Genomic DNA, 4,340 nt, shown 5'->3' with positions numbered 1-4,340 from the left:
TGAGGCAGCACCTGGCACGGCTGGGACGGAAGTCGCTGTCGTTCTCAAAATCGGTGGAGCTGCATGACAAAGTCATCGGGCATTATCTGAACATAAAACACTATCAATAAGTTGGAGTCATTACCGCGAGCATCATAGAAATAGAGTGCAGTTTATCTCTATAAAGAGAAAGAATAGACTGCTCATTAAAGGTTTGTATCCCCGCAGGTCGGGTTGGGTATTCAATGAATTTCAGGACTTCAAGATTCGGGTGATCTGGCACAGTGTATTTTTGATCCCCTACAATCTGAGCAAATGGCGAAAGACTCGAAGGGTCCTGCTTTATTAACTCAACTACATCATTCTCCCGTCTGGAGAAGATGCCTAAAACTCGTTGCATACTTAAGAAGATCGCCCTGAAATTCATCAAATAATCCTTAGCGGCGTTTACCAGACAGTTCCGCAGCAATATAAGCCTGCACGCTTTTGTACTGTTTTACCTTTTCGATAAACTCATCGGGACTGTAAGCACCTTTTACACGACGGGATACGTTAAGTGTTTTCTTAACCCGTTCGATATACATGTTGAGACTTCGAATAATATTGTGCGCCATTACGTTGTAATCGCTAACCGGTAATTGACCCAGAGAGTTGAATTTGTACATCTGGGTCAGAAGGTTGTTCATTTCAAAGATGTGCTTATAAAAAAGCATTGTATTTTGATTGTTGAAGTTTAACTGGACCGATTCAAATCGGAACGGAGAAAACTCAGTTGATGAGAAGAATGGATCACTTTCATCAACGTGAATAGTGGCGATATGGTGTTCCAGATTCTCCTTCATTAAATTATTTTCGTCGTGCAATTCATTAAACCAGTCCTGAATTGCCTGCACCAATTCGGGGTGCCTTACCGCATTAACCGTCCTGAATAATGATGAAATAGCAATACTTACATCATCAAAGCCTCTAATTACGGAACGATTCTGAGCCGTAAGGAAACGGTTAAAATCGGGAGTACCTGGCTTAATGGTTACTGTGGCCATGCCGTAAAGTTCATTTTTACTTTGCACGACTTTGCGGGTATTGTCAGATGCCTGAGAGGTGCGGGCATTTACATCAGGAGTTTTCTGCTCGGTTTCATTTATTGATACGTCGGTCATTGTGCCACCTTATATTTTGAGTATTTACGGATTTTCCGTCCCAGTTCGATATATGCAGCATGATAGAATTCAAGTAATTCTCTGTAGGGTTCCAGTAACCCCTCCGTTTTTTCGATCATTTCATATTCCCAAGACGCGTGATTAACAAAGCAGCTTTTTGAATATTTTCCGTTTTTCATCGCAGAAACCCGTTTCGACATATAGCTGGGTGCCCTGGTTTTAAACGGACTGAACTTATGCCAGGTGATAGTGACTTTTTTCGCATTACCAATTAATTCTAGTTTCGGTGCATACGAACCCAGATACTCACGTTTTAGTGTATTGCTAGGCCGGGGTAAATTAATCTCCAGATGATTCCGTTCTTTCCACTCGATCCAGTAATTTGTACACAAGTCTTCAGCCTCCTCCCGCAGAGCCTCGATTTGTGAACGCATTAAGCTGCGCGATAATTCAAGTGACTTTATTAGTTTCGAATTAGACATGTGACCTCCTGATGTGAAATCACTATACCGAAGTGGTTTTTATTTTTTTTCACAAACAGGGCTTTTTTCAGTGATTTTTTTCTGAGAATTATGAGGGGCGTGTCGTTGGTGCGATGCATACCGATAGTGAATAACACCAGATGAGCTCGGGAACGGCATAGCGGGGTGTACTTATATTCGGCAGAAAAGTAGCTTTTTCTGCAATGGATATTCCTGATCCGGTGATTTGAAAAGTGCTGTTTTACTTACTAAGTTATACATATATCTAGTGCCACTTTTTAATCAAAAGTGACCCTAGGTTTTTTGCGCATAGTGCCACTTTTTAAAAAAGTGACCCTATGTCGAGGCTCCATAGGGCCACTTTTCAGCAAAAAGTGACCCTATGTAATAGCCATTGTTAATCAATCGGAAAAATATTCATGCTAGCTCGCTCTTATCGCTAAGGTTATTGCTGCTTTCTGCCGATAACAGTGCAAGTTTTGCGATTTTTTTAAGCGCTTCACAGTTCGTTAGCAAGCTCAGTTTTTTTTGATAAAATTCTGGTCAGTTTGTTTAAAAAGTGTTACAAGTAAGGCGAATGGTTGAATGGTTAGTTTTAAGACTCAAATCGGCAGTATTAAAATTCCAAAAGTAGCTTTTCATACTTCAAAAAACCAAACTTTAATTTCATGTAGAAGAGTTGTACTATTGTATTGACTCAAGGACAATCCGACATGTCAGAATCAGATAACATAACGCGTAACTTGCTCGGTAAACTATTACGTACCGAGGTTTCGATTATTCGTAGTTACCGTGCATTCCTAATGTTATTGCCTATCCATGGATCTTCTTCGTATCAATCAGGGTCTCCACTCTTGCAACGCCGTCTATTTGGAGACGGATTTGGGACAATGACTGATAATGCATTTGAAGTTGAAACTCGTCCGGGAAGTTTCCTCGTTCCACGTTCTTTAGGCAAAGAGATTTCCTGGGATAATTTTTTATGGCTGTTGTCGATGGTGACACTAACGTTATTCGAGAATATGACAGTGACGATGCTGACTTCGGTATTTACAATGCTGGGGAAAAAGTTACTTTACTGTGTGGCCGGGAAGACTTTTATAATCCGACAAAAATTCAGCAGTTACGCTCTAAGTGTGTAGATATACAAAATGATTACTTTATTCAAATCTTCTTTATGTCAATGCTTGCACCTGAGTTTGTCAGCATATTTTTTGGATTAAAGCCTGCCACCGCAGATGCAATAAAAGATGTTGGCGTTTCATCACTTAAAGCAATTAACGATGTTGTTCTCTTTCCGCGAACAATTGCCTTTACGCCAGGACTGGGGGATGATAGCACTACGTTAAAATCTAAAGTATTCGCCTGGGCATACGAATTATCTGCCGACATTCGTTTGGGTAAAGTTAGTGATGACTTAATGGAACTACTGCGTTACGACACTATGTTTACGTGTCACCGTCAGGATGTGTTTAACTCATTAGCAAATAAAGTGCTCTTGAAGGATTATTGAATATGGCTAAAGTCGATCAAACTAAAGCTAGCAGGTTATTGAGCGCTACAAAAACGATGTCACTTGGTGCAAATAAAAATTCAATCAGAATACTTTATGGCAATCATGTTGCAGAAAATATTGATTTCAGGTCCGAACCTCAACAACACGTTAAAAAAGGCATTCGTGGGTGGAGTCGTCGCGCGGATAACCGCAGAGCGTTTTCTGCTGTTATTGATGTCGCTGTAAACTATTTCGGTTTTGATCCTATTCATCCGGAATCCAGCTTTCGCAATATTGACTTTAACCGCATCATGAGCGTGCTGCATAACCTTGGTTATTTCGTATGCGCCCCTGAGGTAAATAAAATAATTGAAATTCTTACGTCAATGAAAGAAATTGAGGAGCTAGAAACTTGTGCGAAATGTAAGCGCCCTTACATTGTTCCATATACCAACGATACTCATTGCCCTCGGTGTAGATTGTCGTCAACGGCATCTGCAATAGTACGGTATTCCCAGGAGGAGTTAGATTAGTTATTACTTTATGTGAGTGGTTTTAAGCAGAGATCAAAAATCTAAAGACGGTTTCGTCTTTATCTATAAAATTTTTGACTTGCGTACTTTTCCACATGTACTACATGTTGCTGTTTATTTTCAGATAGCTTCCGTTCTCACGCATATCAAGCATATTGTGTTAAATATAACTACCAAGCGTAGTTGTTCTTTGTTTACTCTATCCTTCTTGCCTTAATTTTATGTAAGCATTACTAACATAATTTCTCATTCTTTAATTCAATACTGACTATGATAAGACGATGTTTTGTGGTGAGACTGCCCAACCATTACTTCTCGCTAGTAATCAATTATATAAAATCCCCTACGTGGTAATAAGCAAGTTGGGGGGGGCATTCTTAATCTGTGATTTATTGTCTGAATGATATTGCGGATTCACAGTTCTGTACTCTTAAATATTTTTATCCACTTCTCTCTTAGAGATAAAGTTTTACCGGGACACGGTATTAACTGCCGTTTAGTGAGGGGGTGATGCTGCCAACTTACTGATTTAGTGTATGATGGTGTTTTTGAGGTGCCCCTGTGGCGGTAATGACTCCAACTTATTGATAGTGTTTTATGTTCAGATAATGCCCGATGACTTTGTCATGCAGCTCCACCGATTTTGAGAACGACAGCGACTTCCGTCCCAGCCGTGCCAGGTGCTGCCTCA

At 40.2% G+C, this 4,340-nt stretch carries 6 protein-coding genes and 1 pseudogene; 3 read left to right on the top strand and 4 right to left on the bottom strand.

Annotation, left to right across the window (positions count from 1 at the left end):
* Nucleotides 1–110: IS1 family transposase (locus tag K0778_RS25035; RefSeq protein WP_019725171.1), on the top strand; the 110-nt coding region annotated here is incomplete at its 5' end.
* Here K0778_RS25035 and K0778_RS25030 read toward each other — a convergent pair.
* The 3 genes from K0778_RS25030 to mobI are packed head-to-tail and all read right to left on the bottom strand — an operon-like array spanning nt 104 to nt 1,621.
* Complete coding sequence (locus tag K0778_RS25030) at nt 104–406, bottom strand: hypothetical protein (RefSeq protein WP_226244055.1); 303 nt, start codon at nt 404–406, stop codon at nt 104–106. The genes K0778_RS25035 and K0778_RS25030 overlap by 7 nt on opposite strands.
* A gap of 10 nt (nt 407–416) precedes the next feature.
* A complete protein-coding gene (locus tag K0778_RS25025) occupies nt 417–1,139 on the bottom strand; it encodes a hypothetical protein (protein WP_072643676.1) in 723 nt (240 codons plus the stop codon).
* A complete protein-coding gene (gene mobI, locus K0778_RS25020) occupies nt 1,136–1,621 on the bottom strand; it encodes a conjugative transfer protein MobI(A/C) (protein ID WP_016236481.1) in 486 nt (161 codons plus the stop codon). The genes K0778_RS25025 and mobI overlap by 4 nt, the downstream gene beginning before the upstream one ends.
* Before the next feature lie 713 nt (nt 1,622–2,334).
* Here mobI and K0778_RS25015 point away from each other — a divergent pair.
* Together K0778_RS25015 and K0778_RS25010 are read left to right on the top strand one after the other, a co-directional pair.
* Nucleotides 2,335–3,134 (top strand): annotated as a pseudogene (locus K0778_RS25015) (trhR).
* Between the two features lie 2 nt (nt 3,135–3,136).
* Nucleotides 3,137–3,649, top strand: coding sequence for a hypothetical protein (locus K0778_RS25010; protein WP_072643675.1), 513 nt, complete (start codon nt 3,137–3,139; stop codon nt 3,647–3,649).
* Between the two features lie 581 nt (nt 3,650–4,230).
* On the opposite strand, the gene K0778_RS25005 is transcribed toward K0778_RS25010, so the two are convergent.
* Nucleotides 4,231–4,340: IS1 family transposase (locus tag K0778_RS25005; RefSeq protein WP_019725171.1), on the bottom strand; the 110-nt coding region annotated here is incomplete at its 5' end.

It is taken from the genome of Escherichia sp. XD33, assembly GCF_019375075.1.
Taxonomy (GTDB): domain Bacteria; phylum Pseudomonadota; class Gammaproteobacteria; order Enterobacterales; family Enterobacteriaceae; genus Enterobacter; species Enterobacter flexneri_A.
Note: the sequence above shows the minus strand (reverse complement) of the source record. Positions and strands in the feature narration are given on the sequence as shown.